The 21,426-nt window shown below is 67.0% G+C and carries 21 protein-coding genes, 1 tRNA gene and 1 other RNA gene; 7 read left to right on the top strand and 16 right to left on the bottom strand.

Annotated features, from left to right (window positions below; translation table 11 throughout):
• Positions 1 to 218 precede the first annotated feature (218 nt).
• Together VX037_RS20760 and VX037_RS20755 are read right to left on the bottom strand one after the other, a co-directional pair.
• Positions 219 to 1,082 carry a pseudouridine synthase gene (locus VX037_RS20760; RefSeq protein ID WP_235721696.1) on the bottom strand — a complete coding sequence of 288 codons (864 nt, stop codon included), beginning with the start codon at positions 1,080 to 1,082 and terminating at the stop codon, positions 219 to 221.
• 65 nt (positions 1,083 to 1,147) lie between these two features.
• Complete coding sequence (locus VX037_RS20755) at positions 1,148 to 1,585, bottom strand: SRPBCC family protein (protein WP_235721695.1); 438 nt, start codon at positions 1,583 to 1,585, stop codon at positions 1,148 to 1,150.
• 79 nt (positions 1,586 to 1,664) lie between these two features.
• On the opposite strand from VX037_RS20755, the gene VX037_RS20750 reads away from it, so the two are divergent.
• Both VX037_RS20750 and VX037_RS20745 read left to right on the top strand, forming a co-directional pair.
• Positions 1,665 to 3,056: an FAD-binding oxidoreductase gene (locus tag VX037_RS20750; RefSeq protein WP_328715753.1), complete on the top strand. Its 1,392-nt coding sequence runs from the start codon at positions 1,665 to 1,667 to the stop codon at positions 3,054 to 3,056.
• Positions 3,053 to 4,378, top strand: a complete 1,326-nt coding sequence (locus tag VX037_RS20745; protein WP_328715749.1) for a class I SAM-dependent methyltransferase — start codon at positions 3,053 to 3,055, stop codon at positions 4,376 to 4,378. The genes VX037_RS20750 and VX037_RS20745 overlap by 4 nt, the downstream gene beginning before the upstream one ends.
• 58 nt (positions 4,379 to 4,436) lie before the next feature.
• Here the strand turns inward: VX037_RS20745 and VX037_RS20740 are convergent, their stop codons facing one another.
• The 5 genes from VX037_RS20740 to ffs all read right to left on the bottom strand — a co-directional run bounded on the left by VX037_RS20740 (position 4,437) and on the right by ffs (position 10,126).
• Positions 4,437 to 6,818, bottom strand: a complete 2,382-nt coding sequence (locus VX037_RS20740; RefSeq protein ID WP_328715748.1) for a DNA polymerase III subunit gamma and tau — start codon at positions 6,816 to 6,818, stop codon at positions 4,437 to 4,439.
• Between the two features lie 51 nt (positions 6,819 to 6,869).
• Complete coding sequence (locus tag VX037_RS20735) at positions 6,870 to 7,316, bottom strand: hypothetical protein (protein WP_328715747.1); 447 nt, start codon at positions 7,314 to 7,316, stop codon at positions 6,870 to 6,872.
• Between the two features lie 12 nt (positions 7,317 to 7,328).
• Positions 7,329 to 8,639, bottom strand: a complete 1,311-nt coding sequence (locus VX037_RS20730; protein WP_328715746.1) for a glycosyltransferase 87 family protein — start codon at positions 8,637 to 8,639, stop codon at positions 7,329 to 7,331.
• Between the two features lie 50 nt (positions 8,640 to 8,689).
• Complete coding sequence (locus VX037_RS20725; RefSeq protein WP_235721690.1) at positions 8,690 to 9,967, bottom strand: aminotransferase class I/II-fold pyridoxal phosphate-dependent enzyme; 1,278 nt, start codon at positions 9,965 to 9,967, stop codon at positions 8,690 to 8,692.
• Positions 9,968 to 10,031: 64 nt separating this feature from the next.
• Positions 10,032 to 10,126: signal recognition particle sRNA small type (ffs, locus tag VX037_RS20720), an RNA gene on the bottom strand.
• A gap of 107 nt (positions 10,127 to 10,233) precedes the next feature.
• Here ffs and VX037_RS20715 point away from each other — a divergent pair.
• Positions 10,234 to 10,322, top strand: a tRNA-Ser gene (locus VX037_RS20715).
• Between the two features lie 73 nt (positions 10,323 to 10,395).
• Here VX037_RS20715 and VX037_RS20710 read toward each other — a convergent pair.
• Positions 10,396 to 10,977 (bottom strand): hypothetical protein, encoded by a 582-nt coding sequence (locus VX037_RS20710; RefSeq protein ID WP_328715744.1) that lies wholly within the window; start codon positions 10,975 to 10,977, stop codon positions 10,396 to 10,398.
• 732 nt (positions 10,978 to 11,709) lie between these two features.
• Between VX037_RS20710 and VX037_RS20705 the strand changes: the two genes are divergently transcribed.
• The 4 genes from VX037_RS20705 to VX037_RS20690 all read left to right on the top strand — a co-directional run bounded on the left by VX037_RS20705 (position 11,710) and on the right by VX037_RS20690 (position 14,867).
• A complete protein-coding gene (locus VX037_RS20705; protein WP_328715743.1) occupies positions 11,710 to 12,015 on the top strand; it encodes a hypothetical protein in 306 nt (101 codons plus the stop codon).
• Between the two features lie 13 nt (positions 12,016 to 12,028).
• A complete protein-coding gene (locus VX037_RS20700) occupies positions 12,029 to 12,328 on the top strand; it encodes a CopG family ribbon-helix-helix protein (protein ID WP_328715742.1) in 300 nt (99 codons plus the stop codon).
• 109 nt (positions 12,329 to 12,437) lie between these two features.
• On the top strand, positions 12,438 to 13,277 hold the full coding sequence (locus VX037_RS20695) for an NmrA/HSCARG family protein (RefSeq protein WP_328715740.1): 840 nt from the start codon (positions 12,438 to 12,440) through the stop codon (positions 13,275 to 13,277).
• A gap of 198 nt (positions 13,278 to 13,475) precedes the next feature.
• The gene (locus VX037_RS20690) at positions 13,476 to 14,867 is read left to right on the top strand and encodes an acyl-CoA synthetase (protein ID WP_328715739.1); all 1,392 of its coding nucleotides are present in this window, start codon (positions 13,476 to 13,478) and stop codon (positions 14,865 to 14,867) included.
• A gap of 179 nt (positions 14,868 to 15,046) precedes the next feature.
• Here VX037_RS20690 and VX037_RS20685 read toward each other — a convergent pair whose 3' ends face one another.
• Genes VX037_RS20685 through VX037_RS20650 form a run of 8 tightly spaced genes read right to left on the bottom strand, consistent with a single transcriptional unit; the run spans position 15,047 to position 21,386 of the window.
• Positions 15,047 to 16,312: an MFS transporter gene (locus VX037_RS20685; RefSeq protein WP_328715737.1), complete on the bottom strand. Its 1,266-nt coding sequence runs from the start codon at positions 16,310 to 16,312 to the stop codon at positions 15,047 to 15,049.
• Between the two features lie 49 nt (positions 16,313 to 16,361).
• Positions 16,362 to 16,766, bottom strand: a complete 405-nt coding sequence (locus VX037_RS20680; RefSeq protein ID WP_328715735.1) for a RidA family protein — start codon at positions 16,764 to 16,766, stop codon at positions 16,362 to 16,364.
• A complete protein-coding gene (locus VX037_RS20675; RefSeq protein ID WP_328715734.1) occupies positions 16,763 to 17,098 on the bottom strand; it encodes a hypothetical protein in 336 nt (111 codons plus the stop codon). The genes VX037_RS20680 and VX037_RS20675 overlap by 4 nt, the downstream gene beginning before the upstream one ends.
• Positions 17,095 to 18,201, bottom strand: a complete 1,107-nt coding sequence (locus VX037_RS20670; protein ID WP_328715732.1) for a Rieske 2Fe-2S domain-containing protein — start codon at positions 18,199 to 18,201, stop codon at positions 17,095 to 17,097. The genes VX037_RS20675 and VX037_RS20670 overlap by 4 nt, the downstream gene beginning before the upstream one ends.
• A 1-nt stretch (position 18,202) precedes the next feature.
• Entirely contained in the window at positions 18,203 to 18,436 is a 234-nt protein-coding gene (locus VX037_RS20665) for a recombinase-like helix-turn-helix domain-containing protein (protein ID WP_328715730.1), read from the bottom strand.
• Positions 18,433 to 18,906 carry an alpha/beta fold hydrolase gene (locus VX037_RS20660; protein ID WP_328715729.1) on the bottom strand — a complete coding sequence of 158 codons (474 nt, stop codon included), beginning with the start codon at positions 18,904 to 18,906 and terminating at the stop codon, positions 18,433 to 18,435. Before VX037_RS20660 ends, VX037_RS20665 begins: the two co-directional genes overlap by 4 nt.
• Complete coding sequence (locus VX037_RS20655; RefSeq protein ID WP_328715728.1) at positions 18,903 to 20,579, bottom strand: thiamine pyrophosphate-binding protein; 1,677 nt, start codon at positions 20,577 to 20,579, stop codon at positions 18,903 to 18,905. The genes VX037_RS20660 and VX037_RS20655 overlap by 4 nt, the downstream gene beginning before the upstream one ends.
• A gap of 24 nt (positions 20,580 to 20,603) precedes the next feature.
• Positions 20,604 to 21,386 carry an SDR family oxidoreductase gene (locus tag VX037_RS20650; protein WP_328715727.1) on the bottom strand — a complete coding sequence of 261 codons (783 nt, stop codon included), beginning with the start codon at positions 21,384 to 21,386 and terminating at the stop codon, positions 20,604 to 20,606.
• Between the last annotated feature and the right edge of the window lie 40 nt (positions 21,387 to 21,426).

The following is a 21,426-nucleotide window of genomic DNA, read 5'->3' as shown; positions in this document are numbered from 1 at the left end:
CTGACCCGAAACCGTCCCGACCCAGCGCCCACGACGCCAGTCAGCGACGCCACCTCACCTAACCTTCCTTACAGATCAGGTGACGTGGTCTCGATACACCTCGTCGCAGGCTCCTCGGCTACTCGACCACCGACAAGGCGCCCCCGCCTCGGCTACTCGACCACCGACAAGGCGCCCCCGCCTCAGTCACTCGATCGGCGAACAGTGCCCACCCGCACTCAGGCAACCGACCGCCCCGACACGAACTCCCGACGCTCCCCCGTCAGCGGGTCGTCGAAGCCCAGCGAGTGCGCGACGAGCCGCAACGGTTGCGTGAAGTCTCCATGGTCCGGCAGTTCCGCCAGGTCGGGACGGATATCGGGATATAGGGGGTCGCCGACGATCCCGACGCCGAGCTGTGCCATGTGCATTCGCAGTTGATGGGTCCGGCCGGTGTGTGGCTGCAGACGATAGATCCCGCCCGACACGGTCTGGTCGAGCAGAGCGATGGTGCTCGACGCGTTGGCCTCACCGTCGACAACCCGCGCCCGCAGATCACCCGCGGTCTTCTCGATCCGGTTGCTGATGGTCACCGGATCGATGAGGTCGGCTCGGACCGGCGCCAACGCCCGGTACTCCTTGTCGGCGCGACGTTCGGCGAATAACGCCTGGTAGGCCGACCGCACGTCGGGTCGCAGCGTGAACAGCAACACCCCGGCGGTCAGCCGGTCGAGCCGATGCGCAGGAGACACCAGGTCCGAGCCGAGCTCGCGCCGCAGCCGAACCAGCGCGGTCTGCGTCACGTGACGTCCGCGCGGCATGGTGGCCAGGAAGTGCGGTTTGTCGACGACGACGATGGCGTCGTCGCGGTACAGGATCGGCAGGTCGAACGGGATCGAGGTCTCGTCGGGCAGATCCCGGTACAGGTACACCGAGGTGTTCATCCGGGCCGGATCGTCTAGGCCGACGCGGCGGCCGTCGGCGTCGACGATCTCACCACGCGCCGCCCGATCAGCCAGATCATCGATGGTCAGATCACCAAGCGACGGCGTCGCCAGCAGACAGTCGGCGACTGTGTGAGCCGGGCCGAGCCGTAGCACCACCCGGGTCGCGTCGACCCCGTCCCGCGCCGACAGCGGCGGAACGGGTCGTCGTCGGCGGCGGCGGGTCAGCTCTCGAGACGCTTCTTGAGATTGCCGAGCAGCTCGGCCTGGATCTTGTTCAGCCCCTTCGGCGCGAACGTCTTCTCGAAGAAGCCGCCGATGCCGCCGGCGCCGGTCCACGTAGTGGTGGTGGTGACACGGCTCCCGGATCCCGACTTCGCCACCACGTAGGTCGTCACCATCGACGAGTTCTCGTCGTTCTCGGTCACCGTGTCCGGCACCACATTCACGGTCGCCTTCACGTCGCGCTGGCGCTTCTCGGTGGCCTGCAGAATCCAATGCACCACGGTGCCGTCGCCGTTCCCACCGCTGAGCACCTGATAGTCGCGGTAGTTCGCGGGCAGGATTGCCGGGCGCACCTCGTTGTAGTCGGCCAGCGCGGCCATCACCACATCGGGGGCGGCGGCGATGTCGAGCGTTTGCGTTGCGGAAACCTGACCCACGGCGTGTTCTCCTTCGAACTGATTGGCGGGGGGCAAACTCACGTCCTAGGCTATCCAAGTGAGCTCGGACCGGTTGGAGATGGGGGCGCAGGCATTCGACGAGGGTGTTGCGACCCTTCTGACGAGCTATCGCGCGATTCCGCCGGGCGCCACAGTGCGCCTGGCGAAGAAGACGTCGAACCTGTTTCGCAAACGCGCCGAGAATCCGCACCCCGGGCTGGACGTGTCGGGTCTGGACCGCGTGATCTCGGTGGACAAGGCCGCCAAGACCGCCGACGTCGCGGGCATGTGCACCTACGAGAATCTGGTCGCCGCGACCCTGCCGTACGGCTTGGCCCCCAAGGTGGTGCCACAACTCAAGACCATCACCCTGGGCGGCGCGGTCACCGGGTTGGGCATCGAGAGCACCTCGTTCCGCAACGGATTGCCGCACGAATCGGTCCTCGAGATCGACATCCTCACCGGCGGAGGCGAGATCATCACCGCCACCCCCACCAACGAGCATGCCGATCTGTTCTTCGGGTTCCCCAATTCCTATGGCACGCTCGGTTACTCGGTCCGGCTTCGGATCGAACTGGAAGAGGTTGCGCCGTATGTGGCGCTGCGACATGTCCGTTTCGGTCGACTCACCGACCTCCAGGAGACGATGGCGCAGGTCGTCGTCGACGGCTCCTACGACGGCGAGCGGGTCGATTACCTCGACGGGGTCGTGTTCACCGCCGAGGAAAGCTATCTGACTCTCGGCCGCCAAACCGATGAACCCGGGCCGGTTAGCGACTACACCGGAATGAACATCTTCTATCGGTCCATCCAGCACCCGAGCGGCGTCACCCGTGACCGGATGACCATCCACGACTACCTGTGGCGCTGGGACACCGACTGGTTCTGGTGCTCGCGCGCCTTCGGTGCGCAGAACGCGCGCATCCGCCGTCTCTGGCCGAAGAAGTTGTTGCGCAGCAGCTTCTACTGGAAGTTGATCGCCCTCGACCACCGCTACAACATCGGTGACAAGCTCAACGCCCGCAAGGGCGAGCCGCCCAGCGAGCGTGTGGTCCAGGACATCGAGGTGCCGATCGAGAACACCACCGCCTACCTCGAATGGTTTCTGCAGAACGTGCCAATCGAGCCGATCTGGTTGTGCCCGTTGAGGTTGCGTGAGCCCGCCCTTCCCAACAGCGATGCCACCCGACCGTGGCCGCTGTATCCCCTCGAGCCGCGACGTACCTACGTCAACGCCGGCTTCTGGTCTGCGGTACCGGTGACCCCGGGCGACCCGGGGCACACCAACAAGTTGATCGAACGCACGGTGGCCGATCTCGATGGTCACAAATCGCTGTATTCGGAGTCCTTCTATGCGCCGGACGAGTTCGATGAGCTCTATGGCGGTGAGAACTATCGGTTACTCAAAAAGCGGTACGACCCGCAGGGCCGTCTGCTCGACCTGTATGCGAAAGCGGTGAAACGACAATGACCACATTCAAGGACAGTTCGCTGCACAACGGCGCGGCGCCCGCGGCGGGCAAGATGACATTGGCGCAGATCTTCGAGGCCCTGATGGGCGGTAGGCTCACCGTCCGGATCACCGCCTACGACGGCAGCTCGGCGGGCCCGGAAGATGCCGAATTCGGCCTGCACCTCGCCACATCGCGCGGCACCACATATCTGGTCACCGCGCCCGGTGACCTCGGACTCGCCCGCGCCTACATCTCCGGCGACCTCGAACTCACCGGCGCCCACCCGGGCGATCCGTACGGCGCGTTGCGCGCGTTGGCCTCGGACCTCAATTTCGTGCGTCCGTCCCCGTTGACCCTGGCGCACGTCGCGCGGTCGCTGGGTATCGAACACTTCAAGCCGATCGCTCCGCCGCCCCAGGAAGCACTGCCCCGGTGGCGGCGGTTTACCGAGGGCCTGCGGCACAGCCGAACCCGCGACGCCGAGGTCATCCACTATCACTACGATGTGTCGAACACGTTCTACGAGTGGGTACTCGGACCCTCGATGACCTACACCTGCGCGGTGTACCCGGAGCTCGAAGCGACCCTGGAGACCGCGCAGGAGAACAAGTATCGGCTGATCTTCGACAAGCTGCGTCTCAAGCCGGGTGACCGCCTGCTCGACATCGGTTGCGGCTGGGGCGGAATGGTCCGTTATGCCGCACGCCGCGGGGTACATGTGATCGGTGCGACGCTGTCGGCCGAACAGGCCGAATGGGCGCAGAAGGCCATCATCGACGAAGGTCTCACCGAGTTCGCCGAGGTGCGCCACAGCGATTATCGCGACGTCACGGAGACCGGCTTCGACGCAGTCTCGTCGATCGGGCTGACCGAGCACATCGGTGTCGCGAACTACCCGGCGTACTTCTCGTTCATCCGGGACCGTCTGCGTGTCGGCGGCATGCTGCTCAACCACTGCATAACACGGCCCGACAACCACAAACGCGGCCGCGCAGGGTCGTTCATCGATCGCTACGTGTTCCCCGACGGCGAGCTGACCGGCTCGGGCAAGATCATCTCCAAGCTGCAGGACATCGGCGGCATGGAAGTGGTGCACGAGGAGAACTTCCGCGACCACTACGCCATGACGCTGCGTGACTGGAACCGCAACCTCGTCGAGCACTGGGATGAGGCTGTCGAGGAGGTCGGCGAGGGCACCGCGCGCCTATGGGGTCTGTATATGGCCGGTTGCCGCATCGGCTTCGAACGCGACATCGTCCAACTGCACCATGTCCTGGCCACCAAACTCGACGACAAGGGCGGCAACGATCTTCCACTGCGCCCCTGGTGGGACGCCTGACCTCGACTTCGTAGTACGAACCGCGTTTTTTTCGCTGGTTCGTACTACGGATCCGTGGTCATTCCAACGGCCGCGCACCGAGTTCGGACTTGAGCAGTTCCAGCGCGACCTGGTCGGGGTCGAGGCGCCGCTCCGGCGAACCGGTGCGGGCGTCAGCGACCATCTCGTCACGTTCGGCGTCGGTCAGTTCCTCATCCGCCCGTGGCGGCTCAGGCTCCTCGGGCTCTGGTGCCGGCTCCGGGGTTGCGGCCGGCGATGCCGTCTGATCTCGCCCACGACTCGGCCGTGAATAGGTCGGTCGTTTCGGTGCGGCCTGTGCCGCCGACCGGTCGGCCCGGCCGCGCTGCACCGCGGCCTGAGCGGCCGGTTGTCCGGTCGAGTGCACACATCGCGCGTCGGCCGACGGCCCGAACACCTGCTGCACGGCCGCCCGCAGGTTGCCCGCGTGTTCGTTGCTCAGCCGCCCGACGAGCATCTCGGTGGCGTGGCCGAACACCACGGTGGTGCCGTCCACACCGGCGATCGACGCACCCGACAGCATCACCTCCAGCACCGGCGTGATACCGCGGGCGGCGGCCCGGATATCCGACCAGCGGGCCTCGACATCGGCGACGGTCAACCCAGAATCCTGCTCTTGCGCAGGCTCGTCGACGGCCGCAGGTACCGGCTCGTCGAAGTCCGGTGGCGGGGCCATGTCGTCGTCGGTCGGTTCGTCGGGCAATGGAATGTCGTCGTCGGCCGATGACGTCGCCTGCGGCGGCGCCTCCGACTGCGCCGCAGTCCGTGCCGGCGGACGCGGGGATGTCGGGTTGGGCGGAGTGGGAACCGGGCGCGCGGGCGGCGTCGGGGTCGCCGACGTCGATTCCGGCGCTGGTGGTGTCGGTTCGGCGCGCGCCGTATCGGGCGCGGTCGGCACGGACACGTCCGGCGCGCCCGACGGCGGGCTCTGCACCTGCGGCGCAACCGCTTCCGGGGACAACGGAACCACCGGTTCCGGGGTCTGCGTGGCGGCCGACGGCTCCGCCCTCGCGGGTTCAGTCGGCGCGGGGTCTGCCGCCGGTGGCGAATCGTCGGCAACCGGCGTCTCGGGCGTCAGCGCAGGCGGATCATCGGTGGCCGAAGCTGCTGGCGAGGTGTCCTCATGCGCGGCGCGCGCTGCCGCTGCCTCCTCGGCGGCCTTACGCTGCGAGGGCCGCACATACTTGGGCGCCGACTCGGTATCGGTCGGCGCAGCCGGCGTCGACGGCCCGCCGGAAGGTGCTGCCGGCGTGGCACTGCCAACCGGCGCGACCACACCCGATTCCAGGCGTTCGAGGCGCTGCAGCAGTGCCGTGTCCGCGCTGGAGGCGGCGGGCAGCAGCATCCGCGCACACATGACCTCGAGAAGCAGACGTGGCGACGTGGTTCCCCGCATCTCCCCGAGCGCGGCATGCGCCGTCTCGGCGAACCGGGTCAGCGATGCCGGACCGAGCACCTCGATCTGACGCTGCATCCGGGCGAGTTGGTCACCGGGCGCCTCGACCAATCCGCGCTCGGCAGCATCCGGAACAGCTTGCAGCAGAATCAGATCACGCAGCCGCTCGAGCAGGTCGACGGCGAATCGGCGCGGGTCGTGACCGGCGTCGACAACCTTTTCGACCGTGCCGAACAACGCCGCACCATTCGCGTCGGCGAGCGCGTCGATGGCCTCGTCGATCAGTGCGATGTCGGTGACACCGAGCAGAGCCAGCGCCCGCTCGTAGGTGACACCTTCGTCTCCGGCGCCGGCGAGCAACTGGTCGAGGATGCTCAGCGAGTCACGCGGCGACCCGCCACCGGCCCGGATGACGAGCGGATACACATCCTGGGCGACCACCACATTCTCACTGGCACAGATCTTTTCCAGAAGATTGCGCATCACCGGCGGCGCCAGCAGCCGGAAGGGGTAGTGGTGTGTGCGCGACCGGATGGTGGGCAGCACCTTCTCGGGCTCGGTGGTCGCGAACACGAAGATGAGGTGCTCGGGCGGTTCCTCGACGATCTTGAGCAACGCGTTGAATCCCGCGTTGGTGACCATGTGGGCCTCGTCGACGATGAACACGCGATAGCGCGACTCCGACGGCGCGTAGAAGGCACGGTCCCGGAGCTCGCGCGTGTCGTCGACACCGCCGTGACTGGCGGCGTCGAGCTCGATCACATCCAGATTGCCGGGGCCACCCGGGGCCAACGCGACACAGGAATCGCACTCCCCACACGGTGTCGATGTGGGTCCGTGCACGCAGTTGAGCGAGCGGGCGAGGATGCGGGCCGACGACGTCTTACCGCACCCGCGCGGGCCGGAGAAGAGGTAGGCATGGTTGATGCGCCCCCCGTCGAGCGCACGACTCAACGGATCGGTGACGTGCTCCTGGCCCACGACGTCGGCGAAGGAAGCCGGGCGATAGGTGCGATACAGAGCCACGTGACGAGAGTACCGGCGCAGCCCGACACCCGGGCGCGCTCCCCCACAGGCTCAGGCGACCGCCGAACCAGTGCACGTCAGCGCCGGTAGCGGGACCGGCCCGTGGGTCACCGACCGGATCCGGATCGTCAGCGGCCCGCTGGCGTGCAGGTTGTCGATGCGATAGCCGGGCCGATCGGCGAGGCGCGCCGACCAGCGGCGATGGAAGGTTTCCGTATGTCCCGTGGGTAAGTGGGTGATGGTGACCCAGGTGTCAACCGGGTAGGAGCTCAGCGACGCACTGTGGCCCCACACAGCAAACACCCCGGGCCGGCGGGCGTCGGTCCGGACACTCGCACCGCCATAGAACGGGATGTCGAGGATGTGTGGGCTCGGCCCCCAGCAGTGTTGCCCGATCGGCTGGGTCCGCACGCCGGCCTGCGCAGGCGCCGTCCCCGCGATCAACCCGGCCGCGACTGCGGACGTCGTGCACGCGACCACCCATGCACGGCATCCCATGCGCGGTGCTCCTCACTCCCCCACAGGTGGCCCCTGCACGGATTGTGGCGTCTCCGACGGTGCCGTCGCCACCGTTGTCGCCGAGTCGTCACCGGACCGTAAGACAACGATGGTCGCGATCACCGTCCCCAGGAAGATCGCGTTGTAGGGGTAGACCGTGAACCACTCCAGCCAGTCGATCCCGTGTTTGAAGAACAGCCCGATCAGATAGGCGTCGGGCACCGTGCGGTTGACGAACCAGATTGGATGGGCCAGGTAGGTGCGCCAGGAGAAGGCGATCAACAGCATCGAGATCAGCCCGGCGGCCGTCAGCGCGTACACCACGACGCCGCGGCCGGGAGTGGCCAACAAATGCAGCCCGATCACCGCGAGCGGGACGAACCACACCCAGTGGTGGCCCCACGACATCGGGGAGATCGCGCACGCGGTCATCCCCACCACCGTCACGGCGAGCAACTCCTGCCCGTGCCGGTGCGCGAGCGTCGCGGCGTACATGCCCAACGCGAGCGCCCCCGCCGCCAGAAACCCCCAGAGCAGGATGTTCGGGTCGTCGGAGTGCAACAGATTGGCCAGCCACCCGCGGATCGACTGGTTACCGACGGTCTGCGGCGCCCCGACCCGGTCGGAGTCGAACATCGTGCCCGTCCAGTACACCCACGATTCGCGGGGCAGCACGGCGAACCCGACGATCATCGTGCCGAAGAAGCCGATCAGCACCCCGGCCATCGACCGCCACTGGCGCAACACCGCCAGGTACAGCACAAAGATCAGCGGGGTCAGCTTGATGCCTGCGGCGATACCAGTGCCCACCCCGCGCAGCCGTGCCTCTTCTCCTCGAGTGAGGTCGGCGACGATGAGCAGCATCAGGAAGACGTTGATCTGTCCGTACCAGACGGTGGTGCGTACCGGCTCCAACAGCAATGCCACCGCGACCAGCGACAGCGCGATCACCCGCAACGGCCACGTCGGGCTCCGCCCGAGGCTCTTGAAGCTGAGCATGATCACCAGGTACAGCGCGACGACGATGCCGGCCGACCACACGATCCGCGCAGCCTCGAACGAGATCCAGGTGAACGGGGTGAACAGCAGGATCGAGATCGGCGCGTACGTGTAGTCCATCTGTCCGAGCAGTTTGGCGTCATACAGACTCTCGCCGTCGAGCACCGTGCGTGCGCCGGACAAGTACACGTCGAGGTCGAGCTGGTTGTCGAACAAGCCCCAGAAAGGGGTGGTGTAGGGGACGATCACGTCCTGCAACCACAGGGCGAGAAGGCCGATGAGCACGGAGCCGACGGCGATCAATGCCGGCCGGTGTCGCTTCACTCCTCGCGGGTTTTCGAGAACATCGCGGTCCAGTCGGGGGATTCGTGGGGTCAGGAATCGCTGGAGGCGAGCAATGACTCGGTGGCGGCGAGCAGCACGCAGGTGGCCACGCCGTCCATGGCCTTGGCCAGGTCGTCGGTGGTCGGGAACGTCGGCGCAAGCCGGATGTTGCGGTCGTTCGGGTCCTGCTTGTACGGGAACGCCGAGCCCGCCGCGGTCAGCGCGATCCCGGCCTGCTTGGCGAGTTCGATCACCCGCCGCGCGGTGCCGTCGATGACGTCGAGGTTGACGAAGTAGCCGCCCTCGGGCTCCGACCATGCCGCGACCTTCGAGTCGGCGAGCCGATCGTCGAGGATGTCGAGCACCATCCGGAACTTGGGTGCCAGGATCTCGCGGTGCTTGGCCATGTGCGCGCGCACGCCGTCGGCGTCGCCGAAGAACCTGATGTGCCGCAGCTGGTTGACCTTGTCCGGGCCGATCGTCTTGATCGCCAGGTGTTTCTTGAACCAGTCGAGGTTCTCGGTGGATGCACCGAAGAAGGAGACGCCGGCACCGGCGAAGGTGATCTTCGACGTCGAGCCGAGCACGAACACGCGGTTCGGGTGTCCGGCGGCCGCCGCCATCTCCAAAATCGGCAGCGGCGTCGGAGGCGCCTCGACCAGGGTGTGCACCGCGTAGGCGTTGTCCCAGTAGATGCGGAAGTCGTCGGCGGCGGGCATCTCCAGGAGCCGGCGGGTGACCTCCTCGCTGAACGTGACGCCCGTCGGGTTGGAGTAGGTGGGCACTGCCCACATGCCCTTGATGGACGGGTCGTCGGCGGTCAGCGCCGCGCACGCGTCGACGTCGGGGCCGTCGGGCAGCATCGGCACCGGGACCATCTCGATGCCGTAGGTCTCGGTGATCGCGAAGTGCCGGTCGTATCCGGGGACCGGACACAGGAATTTGACCTTCTGGTCCTTCCACGGCCGGTCCGAGTCCACCGTTCCGCGCAGTAGCGAGAACACGGTGAGGTCGTGCATCACCTCGAGGCTCGCGTTGCCGAGCGCCATCAGGTTGTCGGGATCGACGGCGAACAGCTCGCCGAAGATCTGCCGGATCTCGGGCAGCCCGACGATGCCGCCGTAGTTACGGGTGTCGGTGCCGGCGGCGTCGCGGTATTCGTCACCGGGCAGCGCCAGCAACCCGTTGGACAAATCGAGCTGCTCGGGCGCCGGCTTGCCGCGGGTGAGGTCGAGCGAAAGACCTGCCGCGCACAGCGCGTCGTAGAGCTTTCGCAGGTCGGATTGGGTTTCGCGAAGTTGGTCGGCACTCATCGAGTGGTAATTCAACGCGGGGACCTCTCCGTGACACCGGCATCGGTGGGCGGCGCCTCAGGTGCTCGTCTCGAGATTTCTATGGGGACCCCGCGCACCCGAGAGAGCCCGTTGACCCTTGCTGCCTTCCGGCCCTGGGGGAGTTCACAGGATGCACGCCGCGCGGGATCCGCCGACCAGTGTAGCGGGAAGGCCCCCTCGCCAGACAAACCGGTCAACCGTCGACGTCGCTGCCCGGCCGATTTTGGGTTGCACCCCCCTTGGCCGCTATCATCCCCCGTGGAGGATTCGCCTAGTGGCCTATGGCGCTCGCCTGGAACGCGGGTTGGGTTAACAGCCCTCAGGGGTTCGAATCCCCTATCCTCCGCCACGGAAGAGCCGCCCGCTACCTTCATCAACGCCGGTAGCGGGCGGTTTTGGATCTCCATGCATCGATTTGTGCATCAGCCCAACAGAAGTTTCGCTTGCCACGCACGCGCCCGCCGATCCATGCGTTGCCACCAGGAAGTGACATACACGTCCACGGCATCGCTGAGACGCCGGCCCACAGTGGTTCCATTGAGGAGCGAACTCAGCCAGAACATCGCACCCACGTACGGCCGCCGCGGCGTCGGTTCGATCGGCGCAAGCGGGGACGGCTTCGACAGCCGCCACAGGTCAAGGCGAAAATCGGTCACATGAAAATCGAGCTCAACCATCAGGTTGTACACCGCGTCCATGGCGTCCACGACATTTCGATCGGCGATCAGCCTCACGGAGATCAACTCCCTTTCGACTTCGTCCGTAATCGCGTGTAGCTCCGAGTAGGCAACGTCAACCTCACCGACAGTGAGTTCCTTGTCGTCAAACAACTCGTGCTCACGATTGTGTCGACGCTGACATAGCTGCAACACGTGGACAGCCGAACGCAGTGTGGTGTCGCGTTGCCAATCCTTCTTCGCGCGATGCGCGCTGCTAGCCAGCGCTCCCCATGCAGCGGCGGCAGGTACCACAGCAGCGGTCGCGGCAATAGCTGTCGGTTCCATTGGCGACTATTCCACCCCATGGCGGACCACGACTGCCCCAGCAGCCCCGGCCGACCTGACAGCGGAAGCGAGCAACTCAGCCGCCGCTCGACCTTGACCGGGCAGTACATGCGAGCAAACGTCCAACTTAATTGTTGCGGACGCGTGCCCAAGTCGCCCCGATACGACCTTGACAGGTACACCGAGCGACATGAGCAGACTTGCGTGAGTACGTCTCAGGTCATGCAGCCTTATCGCAGGTAGGTCAGAGATCGCCTTCCGCGCCGCCTCGACGCGGGTCCACCGCCTTCTAGACACCTCGTCGTGGTGACTGGCCGCCGCGGTCCCTGCCTGTCGAGGTCCCCGGCCGCCGACGCGCGGCCACCCGAGGCCCCGGCTTGGCGCATCGAACGATGCATCACCGCCGATGTATCTGGATGCACGTAGTGTATCTAGATGTCGTCCGGCGATCTAAAACGTGATGGTCAAACGCTATTTCTGCACCCAAACGCATCACAACGTATCTCCACTTTCAGGGGTTCGAATCCCCCATCCTCCGCCGAAAACGGCAGGTCAACGACTTGCCGCACCGGAAGGGAACACTTTCGGGTATCACCGCCGGCAAATCGCGTGTGAATTCCCGCGATCTGCCGGCGGTGACGTTTCGGCCCGCGAAGGTCTCGGCGACCCCGATGCTGACAGTTGATCTAAAAAGTGTATCGCACTACATAGAAAGTGCAGTACACTTCTGATGTGCGGATCGAGATCACGCCCAGCGCCCGGCAGCACGGGATCGCCGATGATGAGATCCGCGCCGTGGTTGAATACCCGGCACTACGTGTCGTCTTGACCGCGCGTCGCGTGGGAACTCGCCCGGTCCTCCACATTGGACCGGCTGTCGAGCGCGGCCCGTTCATCGAGGTCATCGTCGATATCGTCGATATCGTCGACCCGATGATCGCTGTCGCATTCCACGCGATGATGCTGCGCAAGAGCCTGGTCACCAACCTCGGCATCGAACACCTTGTCGTTCCGAGTTACGGAACACAGCGATCGTGAGAGGAGAGAATCCATGGGCCGCAAGCTGACTGACGATGACTACGCCGCGATGGCTGACGACTACGCCACGAACGCGCCCACGGCGGAGGAAGTGGTCGGGGACGTCGAAGTCGCAGACCTGGCCGTTCTCCGCCACGGCCGGCCACCAAAGGGCACCGCGTCCAAGGGTAAGACCCCGACAACCTCCGTCCGCCTACCCGAGGATCTGCGGGAAGCGATGGTCCAGCTGGCTGACGCCGAGCACGTCAAACTCGCCGAAATCATTCGTCGGGCGGTCGCAGAGTACGTCGACCGTCACCGCGCCGCGTCGTAGCAGGCGACGACAGTCCCGGCTGGCGAACATGTCGGTGTTCATCTGGTTCGCCAGGGGACAGCCACGCTGATACCGTCTCGGCCCCGACGGGCCCGGGTAGCGTGAACTCATGACCTACGTAGTGCTCGGCGCCACCGGCGGTCAGGGTGGTGCGGTGGCCACCGGACTCCTCGAAGCGGACCTACCGGTGCGGGCCGTGGTGCGCGATCGCGAGTCCAAACGCGCGCAGGAACTCAGCACCCGCGGCATCGAGTTGGTGACCGGCGACATGGTCAGCGGCGACGGACTCGTGGACGCGTTCGTCAAGACCAACGGCGTCTTCGCGTTGACCACACCGTTCGAGACCGGGGTCGATGCAGAAGTCACCCAGGGCACCGCGATCATCGACGCCGCCCGCCTCGCAGGCGTGCCGTACCTCGTCTTCTCCTCGGTCGCCAGCGCCGACCGCGGCACCGGCGTGCCGCACTTCGAGAGCAAGTACCGCGTCGAGCAGGCCCTCGGCGACAGTGGTATCCCGCACACGATCGTGGGGCCGACGTACTTCTACGACAACCTCCTCGGCAGCGTCGACGCGGTGACCGCCGCCGGCATCCTGCCCATCGCGATGCCTTCGGACAGACCGTTGCAACAGCTCTCCCGCCGGGACCTCGGCAGGTTCGTCGTCGAGCTCTTTCGCGACCCGACAAGCCACGTCGGCGAACGCATCGACATCGCCTCCGATTCGCTGACCCCCGATCAGATGGCCGCCGCGCTGTCGTCGGTGTTGACACGCGAGGTGAACGCGGAATCGTATGATCCGGAACGGATCTCGTCGCCCGACATGAGCGCGATGTTCGGTTTCCTGAGCCGGGAGGGTTACCAGGTAGACATCCCGGCGCTCCATCACCGCTTCCCGGCCGTCGGGTGGCAGTCGTTCGCCGAGTGGGCGGCGATCCAGTTCGGGACATGACACAGTTCGGGCCCGACACACCACAGTGTGCGGGCCCGAAACTGGAAGTTTGGACAAGACCGGGGGCTTCTGTAATCACCCGGCCTCTGGTTCAACAAGCGAGTTACAGCATCGCGTGAACGTGACATCACCGTATCAGGCCGTCGTCGCCGTCGGCCAATCGTCGTCTGGGAAACAATCGTCTGGGAAACTGGCAGCGTGCTGTTCCCGACGCTGACCCCCGCCGCTGCCAATCTGTCCGATGCGATCGTCGTTGGCGACGACCGACTGTCCCGCGAAGATCTCGTCGGGGCGGCAACCGCGGTGGCCGAACGCATAGGCGGCGCGCACACCCTCGCCGTTCTGGCCCGGCCGACGCCCGACACGATTCTCGCGATCGTCGGCTGTCTCATCGCCGGCGTCGCCGCGGTGCCCGTGCCACCCGACTCCGGCGCACGCGAGCTCGACCACATCCTCACCGACTCCGGAGCGCAGGCCTGGCTCGGCGCAGCTCCCGACGATGCCACGTTGCCGGTGATCCCGGTCCGCCGCTATGCCCGCTCATGGCATCGACATCCCGAGCCGCCCGAGTCGTCGACCGCCCTGATCCTCTACACCTCCGGCACTACCGGCCTGCCCAAGGGTGTGCCGATCTCGCGGCGGGCCATCGCCGCCGGGCTCGACGCACTCGCCGACGCCTGGCAGTGGACATCCGATGATGCGCTGGCGCATGGACTTCCACTGTTTCACGTGCACGGTCTGATCCTCGGCGTACTGGGGCCACTGCGTCGCGGCGGGCGGCTGATCCACACGGCGAAGCCGGCTCCGGAGAAGTACGCGGCGGCCATCGACGACGGCGCCACGATGTTCTTCGGTGTGCCCACCGTGTGGTCCCGTGTGGCCAATGACGAGTCGGCAGCACAACACCTTTCGTCGGCCCGTCTGCTCGTGTCGGGCAGTGCTCCGCTGCCGGTACCGGTGTTCGAGAGCATCCGCGCGCTCACCGGACACGAGATCGTCGAACGCTACGGCATGACCGAGACCATGATCACGGTCAGCACCCGCGCAGACGGCGAACGACGCCCCGGCTGGGTCGGGTTGCCACTGGCCGGGGTCGACACCCGAATCCGAGAGGGCGACAACGACCTTCCGCATGACGGCGAAACCGTCGGCGACCTGCACGTGCGCGGGCCGATGATGTCGTCGGGGTACCTCAATCAGCCGGAGAAGAGTGCCGAATCCTGGCTTGATGACGGGTTTTTCGCCACCGGCGACGTCGCCGTCATCGACCCGGACGGGATGCACCGCATCGTCGGGCGCCGCGCCACGGACCTCATCAAGTCCGGCGGATACCGGATCGGTGCCGGCGAGATCGAAACCGTGCTGCTCGGACATCCGGCCGTCGATGAGGTCGCGGTGATCGGCGTTCCGGACGACGACCTGGGCCAGCGGATCGTGGCCTATGTGGTCGGTTCCCGGGTTCCCGACAGCGAACTGATCGACCACGTCACCGCCGAACTGTCCCATCACAAGCGGCCCCGTGAGATCCGTTTCGTCGACGGGCTGCCGCGCAACGCCATGGGCAAGGTGCAGAAGAAACTCCTCGACTGACACAAGCGCCATCGCCCCCGACCGCTTCCGCCGCCGATCCCGTCCGTTCCACAAAAAGCGCCCCAGAAAAGCACCCGACAGAACAGACCCATCGACATAGTGCTGATGGCTCCGCTCTGGGAGGTGCTTTCCTGGGGCGCTTTTCGCGGGGCCGACCCGACCTGGGCCCCGCCCCCCGGTCAGCCGGTGGCCGCGACCGGCTCGGTCCGCACTTCTGACTCCCGAGCGACTCGCACCTGGCCGAGTCCGACGATCACCGCGAGTGCCACCGCGACCGGGATGCAGGCGATCAGCACGATGGTGCCGGCCGAGTAGCCAAGTCCGATCAGGGCGCCGCCGACGATCGGACCGACGACCGAACCCAGGCGACCCATCGACGACGTCCAGCCGACCCCGGTCGCCGCCGTCGCCTGCGGGTAGAGCGACACCGCGACCGCGGCCTGACCGATCATGCCCGCCTGCAGGCCCAGCCCGACACCGCCGAACACCAGCAACAGCAACGCCTTGTCGGCACCCAGGAAGGCCGAGATCACCAGGAACACGATAGCCACGGCCGTGGTGCCGGCAAGCACCGAAGTCATCCGGAACCGCAGTGCGCCCACCATCAGCACACCGGCACCGACGATGCTGCCGACGCCCAGCGCAGCCGATCCGAGTGGTGCCAGCTTGGTGCTGAACCCGTAGCTCGTCAGCAGCGTCGGCAGCCACGACGAGAAGATGTAGAAGACGGAGAACACCAGGAACGAGAACACCCACAGCAGGATCGTGCGCAGACGCACCTGCGGGTCGAAAAGTCGACCGACCGCGGCGTGATGCTTGGCCTCCGCCGCTGCGGCGCCGGTGACGGCCCGTTCGTCCGGCAGCCAGATCCACAGCAGCGGGAACAGCACCGCCGAGGCGATCGCACCGGCGATGAACACCGACTCCCAGCCGAACGACCCCAGCAACCGGGCGCCGACGAGGCCGGCGATCAGGGCGCCGAGCGAGATGCCCATCGTCACGAAGACGGCGATGTTCTGTCGATACCGGGCCGGGTTCAAGGCGGTGGCCTGCGCGACCGCCGCCGGCATCACGGCGCCGAGTCCGAAGCCGGTCACCAGCCGCAGCACGCTGAGTTCGATGATGTTGCCCGACCATGCGGTCAGCAGCGAGCCGATGGTGAAGACGCCGACTGCGGCCAGCACCACGTTCCGGCAGCCGAAGCGCGCGGTGAGACGACCGACGGCGATGTAGCCGAGCGCCACGCCGAGGCTGGTCAGCGACAGCGCGGGCGTGAAGTGCGACGGGGCCACGCCCCAGTCGTCGGACAGGGCCGGGACGGACAGTCCAAGCGCGATTGTGTCGTACCCGTCGAGCACGACGGCGACGAAGGCAAGGATGAGCACCGGCCAGTTGGGCCGGGTGATGACGGGTGTGGGGCCAGAACTCTGTGTCGGTCCGCTCATGATGGCGTCCTCGGGGTCGACGGCGTGGGCTGACGCCGTGTGAGTGATTCTAATGCGCCGCAGATGCGGCGGTCGGGAGGAATCCCTGGGCTTCGACCTCGACTCTGAGGCCTGGTTCCACCAGTGCCGACACCTCGACGAGGGTCGAGCACGGGAAGTCGCCGGAGAACACCGTGCTCCGGGCACGTCCGACGGCGGATTTGTCGGCGATGTCGGTGAGGTAGATCCGCAGGACGACGATGTCGTCGACGGTGGCGCCGCACGCTTCGGTGAGGTCACGCACGCGCCGGAACGTCTCGACCGCCTGCGCGTAGGTGTCGGCGCCGCCGACCACGCCGTCCGGGCTGCCGGCGTGCATCCCGGACAGGAAGAACTGGTCGCCGACGATGCGGGCATTGCTGAACATGTCCGGTCGTGGTGGCTCGGCCACCGCGGGATGTCCGATGCGGGTCATGCTGCGCTCCCCCGCCGGCGTTCGTCGGATTCGCGGGTCAGCCGTTCGCGGACCGGGAGGAAGTCGTAGGTCGGGTGGAAGTCGGTGGTGAAGGTGCCCCACGCACGGCGTTCCAGTTCGACGTTCACCGCGGGCAGCCGGTGGGCCGGCAATCGCAGCGTGACGATCTGCCCGATGCCCATCGCGACCACCCAGGACACGATGTCGCAGCCCTCGGGCGGAAATCCGTGCCACCAGTCGGCATCGTCGAGTCGGCCCTGGAGCTGTTCCAGGTTCTGCGACTGGTCGTGGCGCAGGATCACCGTCAACAGCATCGTGTCGTCGCCGCTCATGCGTTCGCCTTCGCGAGAATCTCGGCCTGGGCGACGGCGTCGGCCCGGTAGATGCGCCGGATACGGGACACCCCGAGGTCGTGCTGGTACAGGTGCTCTTCGCGGTCGGCGTCGTCGGCGAGTGCCTCGAGTACCTCACGATCCTGTTCGAGGACCTCCCAGTGCTTGGCCTCCAAAGTGGTGCGGAACAGGAACCGCCAGGTCTCGCGTTCCCAGCCGCTCACCCGGCGGGTGCGCCAGTGGAAGATCGCCGACGACTCGCGATCGATGGGAGTGCTCATTCCGACGATGCCGAACACACCGCCCGGACCTGCGCCGGGGCCGTACGGGATCTCCAGGTCGACGTAATCCATCGAGCCGCGGACGAACTCGACCCAGTCGAAGTTGACGCCACGCTGATCGGTCTTCTCGAAGAAGAAGCCGCGGTCGGTCTCGCGGATGCGGAATCGGGCCGAGGTGTCGCCGCCGAACATCGAGTGCGAGTTGCGGTGCAGGAAGGCGCCGTGCATCGGGTCGAGCACGTTGTCCATGTAGAACCGCCACGGGCCGCCCCATTCGGCGTAGTTGGGGAACCAACTGACCTCGGGGTCGCTGAGCCGGTCGGGCAGCACGAACGGCGTCGGCACCGACTCGGCGGTGAGCGGAATGTAGGCGAAGATGGTGTCGGCGGCCTCGACCACCTTGAGCGACACGGTCGCTCGTCGGCCTTCGAGGGCGCAGCCGGGCATGCCCGGCACCGAGACGACCGTGCCGTCGCCGTCCACCTGCACGCCGTGGTAGGCGCACGCGATGCGGTCGCCGAGATGCTGGCCCACCGACAGCGGTGCGCTGCGGTGCGGGCAACGGTCCTCGAGCATGTGCACCACGCCACGGGCGTCGCGGAACAGCACCCAGTCGACCTCGAGTCGCCGGACCGGGACGGTGGCTCCCGCGTCGACCATGTGCGATGGGAGGATCGGATACCAGCGGTTCCGCAGGCCGGTGGCGGCGATCTCGTCGGCGTCGAGGTGGCGGCGGGTGCCGACGGCGAAGGTCGGGCGGCCGCGAGCGGCGCGCGTGGTGGCCGTGGCTGTTGGTGCGGTGGCGGATTCGGTGGTGGTCATGTCAGTTCCCCAATCGACGCATCTCGGCGCGGAAGTTCTCTTCGGTCCAGGGGCCGCCGTCGGGTCCGTGCAGTCCCAGGGTGTTGAGGCCGTCGACGACCTCGGTCAGCGTCGCGGCACCGGCGGTGAAGATCTCGGTGAGCGATCCGGCGAGCTTGCGCTCGTACGGTGTGATGGCGTCCGGATGGGTTTGGTGGACTTCGAGATAGGGCTCGCGGGCTGGGCGAGTGATCATCGGAGTGCTCCTTCGATCAGTGGGGTGGGTTCGATCAGTGGGGTGGGTGGGGTCAGTAGTTTGCCGTCGCGTGCGGCGAGACCTTCGGCGATGGCGACGAACGACGAGGTCCACTCGGCGAAGGACTCCCGCCGTTGGGTCTGCACCGGTTTCGGGGCCCCGTCGATGACGACGAAGACGCCGTTGTCGATCTCGCCGGCGAGCTGTTGGGCGACAGTGAGATCGGCATCGGCCTTCGGCGCCGATGCCAGGACGAGGGTGGGTACCTCGATCTCGGGCAGTAATGCCGCGACATCGTCGGTGACAGTGGCGGGTTCGGCGAGGATGAGGCTCAGGACGGTGTCCGGGTGGGCGACGGCCAGCCGGATGGCGTCGGCCACGTCGGCATCGTCGGCGAACACGTGGGTGGGTTCGCCGCCTTCGACGGCGGCTTGTGCGCCGTCTGTCCACCAGCGCTGTGCCGCGATCATGGCCGCGCCTCCGGGACGTGGACCGGCGGAACGAACGGGCCGGGCGTGGGATGGACCGCCTCGACATCGATCTCGATGAGCGACGGTCCGCGGTGGGCGATGGCGTCGTCGAGGGCGGCGGCGATGACGCCGGGCCCCTGGACCAACCGGTACGGGAGGTCCATGGAGGCGGCCAGCAGGTCGAACCGCGGCGTGTGCAGGTCGACACCGGAGCGTCGGAAACCGTTTTTCTCCTGCATGTTCCGTAAGACTCCGTATCCACCGTCATTGAAGACCAGCACGACGACGTGTGCGCCGGACCCGGCGAGCGAGGCCAGTTCGCCGAGGTGCACGGCCAGGCCACCATCGCCGGCGATGACCAGTGTCGGCACGTCAGGCCGGGCGTGGGCGGCGCCGATACCCATCGCGAGCCCTTGACCGATGCCGCCGCCGAGGGGGAAGACGTTGGTGGCGCGGTCGTGGATCGACAGCAGCCGGTTGCCCCACTGACTCGAGGGGATGGTGACGTCGCGAGCGATCACCGACTCGCGCGGCAACGCCGCGCGAATCGCGTCACAGATCTCGGCGTATCCCCCGACGTAGCCGGTGAGGTCGGCACGCACACGCTCTCGTACGGCGGTGACCCGCTCGGTCCAGGACTCAGACGGGCGGATGTCCGCGAGATTCTCGGCCAGCGCTCGGACGGACAGGTCGGCGTCGCCGACGATCCCGACCTCGGCCGGATACACTCGGCCGACGGTAGCCGGTTCGATGTCGATCTGAATCAGTCGCCGCGGCAGTTCCAAACTGTAGGAAGCGGTCTCGTTGGAGCGGAAATGCGTTCCGACGGCGAGCAGGACGTCGGCATCGCCGATCAGTTCCCGCACCGCGGGGGTGGTCGCGAAGTTGCCGATCACCAACGGATCGTCTTCGGTCACGATGCCGCGACCGCTGTTGCTGGTGAGGATGCCTGCGCCGAGCCGCTGTGCGAGGCGCGCGATCTGGTCGCCGGCGCCGGCAGCGCCGCCGCCCAGCCAGATCAGGGGCGATCGCGCCGTACGCAACAGTTCGGCGGCCCGGGCAACGGCGTCCTCGTCGGGGCGCACGGCCTCGGCGGCGTGAATGTCGCTGGGCCGCTGCATGTCCGGTGTGGCGAGATACTGCAGATCGGACGGCCATTCGATGCTCGCCGGTCCCGACGGCGCCGTGCGGATCCGTGCGATCGCCGCCTCGAGTTCGGCAGCGACGTCCTTGGCGTCGGTGATCGTCGCAGCATGGGCGGAGATCGCGTCCAGCAGTTGCGGCTGACGGGGGAACTCGTGGATGACACCGCGGCTGACCTCGGGCCGTCCCGGCGTGAGATGTTCGCTCTCGATCTGCCCGGTGATGTGCAGAACGCGACTGCCGGCGGTGAGGGCCTCGACCATCGACCCGGCTGCGTTGCCGGCACCGGTTCCCGTGCTGGTCAGAGCGATTCCGATACCACCCGAGGCGCGGGCGAAAGCGTCGGCGGCGTTGACCGCGGCCGCTTCGTGCCGCATCTCCACGAAGGTGAGGTCGCGGTCGACCGCTTCGACGAGCGGTAGGTTGTGGATGCTGACGACGCCGAAGGCATGGGTGATGCCGTGGCGGCGCATCACGTCGACGAGGACGTCGCCGCCGGTGGCGCGGTGGCTGGTGGGCTGGTCTGTCATGGTGTTCTCCTGGGCGGCGGACGGTCAGACGTAGCGGTGGACGCCGCCGCCGACCTCGAGGGCGGCGCCGGTCATGTAACTGTTGCGGGGTGAGAGCAGGGTGGTCACCGGGAAGGCGAGCTCCTCGGCGGTACCGAAGCGACCCAACGCGATCCCGCGATCCTGGGCGATCTCCGCGCTCCATTCGGCGAAGTCGGCGGTGGTGTCACCCTCGGCGAATCGGCGCTGCCACTGCCCGGTGTCGATGAGGCCGAGCAACACCGAGTTGACCCGGATGCCGTCGCCGGCGAGGTCGCCGGCGAGCGAGCGGGACAGGTTGAGCAAGCCCGCCCGGGCGGCGGCGGTGGCGGCCAGGCGCAGTTCTGGTTGCCGGGACAGGATCGCGTTGATCACGACCACCGACCCGGCATCCGACGTCGCGAGAGCCTTGCGTGCAGACCGGATGACGTGCAGCGCACCGAAGATCTTGAGGTCGAACTCGTCGCGGATCTCGTCGTCGGTGGTGTCGTCGAGGGTGCGCATCAGCGACCGGCCCGCGTTGCACACCACCCCATCGATGCCACCGAACTCCGCGACGGCGGCCGCCACGAACCGGTCAACGGAGCCGCGGTCGGTGACGTCGCACGCCGCGTAGACCACCTCGGTGCGTGCGGCGATGTCGGCGGTGGCCTCGCGCAGTCGCTGTTCGTCGCGAGCACACAGCGCCAGACGGGCTCCCTCGTCGGCGAGCATGCGCGCAGTGGCCAAACCGATCCCGGAGCTCGCTCCGGTGATCAGAATGCTGCGGCCGGCGAGCTGCAGATCCATGGCTTCTCCCTCGTCTGTCGGTGTGATCGTCTGGTGGTGT

It is taken from the genome of Gordonia sp. Z-3 (genome assembly GCF_036233855.1).
Taxonomy (GTDB): domain Bacteria; phylum Actinomycetota; class Actinomycetes; order Mycobacteriales; family Mycobacteriaceae; genus Gordonia; species Gordonia tangerina.
Note: the sequence above shows the minus strand (reverse complement) of the source record. Positions and strands in the feature narration are given on the sequence as shown.